Origin of the sequence: Bacillus sp. JJ664 (assembly GCF_036962205.1) — a bacterium.
Taxonomy (GTDB): domain Bacteria; phylum Bacillota; class Bacilli; order Bacillales; family Bacillaceae_G; genus Gottfriedia.
Genome location: NZ_JBALMS010000235.1, coordinates 1 through 1947 on the forward strand (window position 1 = coordinate 1; position 1947 = coordinate 1947).

Below are 1947 nucleotides of genomic sequence, written 5' to 3' on the forward strand. Positions count from 1 at the left end.
TACATAATAATATTATTTATTAATACTTAGGTAAGGTTAATTGAAACACTCATTCATGATTTGCGATCAATAAAAAAGACAACTAATTAACAATTAATTAGTCGCCTTTTAACGGGATCATTATTATCATTATTGATATTTTCGTATCTTTCTTTAACTTGCTGTTTTCTTAGCTTTTGGCTTTCTCAGCATTCCAATAGTATTCACTCAAAATATCCGAAAGTAAGTCAATTGTACGATATAGTTCAGGTAATGTATTATCAACTCCACCTACTTCAATTAGTAAAGAATTAGGAGATAAATCTTGGTTGTATACTCCATTACCTTGTTTATAGTTCTTACTGTAGATCCCTCTTGATAAACCTTTATTAACTTTCTTAATTTCATTGTTTATTGCTTTTGCGAATTCTAAGTTCTTTTTATAATTTTTGTTTTCAACGCCTACAACAAAGTAGAGTTTTGCGTATTTTTCGCCATCAATATCAATGGTTGTTACTTTTCTTCTTTGATCGTCTCTGTGAATATCAATTAAATAATCTAAATTCTTATCTTGAGCAATTGCTTCTTGCACAACGAGTCTAGACATTTTGTAAGATGATCCCCAAGTCCAATCCCTTTTTGATAATTCATTTCCGATATTTGTTTTATCATCAACAGCACCAATACCTGCAGCTTCCAAGTTCTTCTTTAAACGCTCACCTAGTAAACTAACATTTACTTTAGGTGATGAAGCTTGGTTTGGTGTCTTTGCCCCAGGAATTAGGGGTAAAAATGATTCCCAGCTATGTGAATGATAAATATAAAACACATTTCCATCAGTTGTTTTGCTTGGTGGTTTAGATGGTTTCATCGGTTCATTGACTGGATCTTTAACATCCGGATTCTGATTGATTTCATTAATCGTTAAACTAGATTCTATTGGTAAATTCGTAAAATCTGTACCCTCTCCGGCGACTAATATATTATTTTCAAATTTAGTCATACTTGAAATTTCATGAACTAAAAGACTTTTTGGATCATAAAGTCTGATATTTGTGATGAACGAAAATAAAATATTGCTGATAGGTTGTCCACTCTTTGATAATTCGTTTCCTAATTTGAAATGACCATTTTCATACTCAAATGCTTTGATAAACCCTTCATAGCTCATTTTTTCAAACCATTGATGTATGTAGTATGATTTTGTATTTTTCATTGATGTAACAAAAAGACTTGCGACTAAAAATAATAAGACAATGCCAACAAAGACACTTGCCGTAACTCGTTTCAGGTTAATAGATTTTATATAGATTGCTTGTCTCATTTGATCACCTCTATTAAATGTTATGTACAAGCTCTATTAAATAGAATGAAAATTTCTATAAAAAAGAGGTGTCTTTATAGACACCTTTTTAAAGAATAGACATAGATTAACCTTAGCAGATAAGACTAGACTAAAATACTATCTTTTGCAACCAGAAAAGTTTGTTCTAGGATTTGCGATACAACTGTCTTCAGCTGCACGCAATTGGCGTTCGCAGAAAGAGCTTGGTGATACAGAGTTGTTACGATCTCTATCTCTATCTTTGTGACAGCCACAGTCCTCGTCATTTTTTCTATTGCATGGTTTGCGTACAGTTACCCACTCTCTATCGTCTCTTCTATCATCTCTTACTGGCTCAGTACGTCTGTGATTACAACCACCACAAAATCCCCACATGTAAAAACACCTCTATAATTATTTTATTGTACATACTTAACATACGTAGAGATGGTCGTTTATGAATGTGTACATACCTATATATGAACAAGTTTTTTCGCAAAATAAGGCAAGTTCATTATGAAATGATAAATTAAGAGCAAAACAAACCCTTAAAAGATGCAAAAATTAAGAATGAACACATATTTCGGTACGTGAAATTAATATTAAATGGTTGTATATCTTTAAAATTTTTTTTTGCAAAAAAA

Annotated in this window: 2 protein-coding genes; both read right to left on the reverse strand. The window is 31.4% G+C overall.

What is annotated here, in order from left to right; all coding sequences use genetic code 11:
* Positions 1-169 precede the first annotated feature (169 nt).
* Positions 170-1303 carry a stage II sporulation protein P gene (gene spoIIP / locus V7056_RS20655; protein ID WP_499704263.1) on the reverse strand — a complete coding sequence of 378 codons (1134 nt, stop codon included), beginning with the start codon at positions 1301-1303 and terminating at the stop codon, positions 170-172.
* Between the two features lie 138 nt (positions 1304-1441).
* On the reverse strand, positions 1442-1699 hold the full coding sequence (locus V7056_RS20660) for a hypothetical protein (RefSeq protein WP_499704264.1): 258 nt from the start codon (positions 1697-1699) through the stop codon (positions 1442-1444).
* Positions 1700-1947: the final 248 nt, after the last annotated feature.

What these genes read in the sequence shown, in the direction of transcription:
- spoIIP (WP_499704263.1), bottom strand. Translation starts at nt 1,303, where the DNA reads ATGAGACAAGCAATCTATATAAAATCTATTAACCTGAAACGAGTTACG.
- V7056_RS20660 (WP_499704264.1), bottom strand. Translation starts at nt 1,699, where the DNA reads ATGTGGGGATTTTGTGGTGGTTGTAATCACAGACGTACTGAGCCAGTA.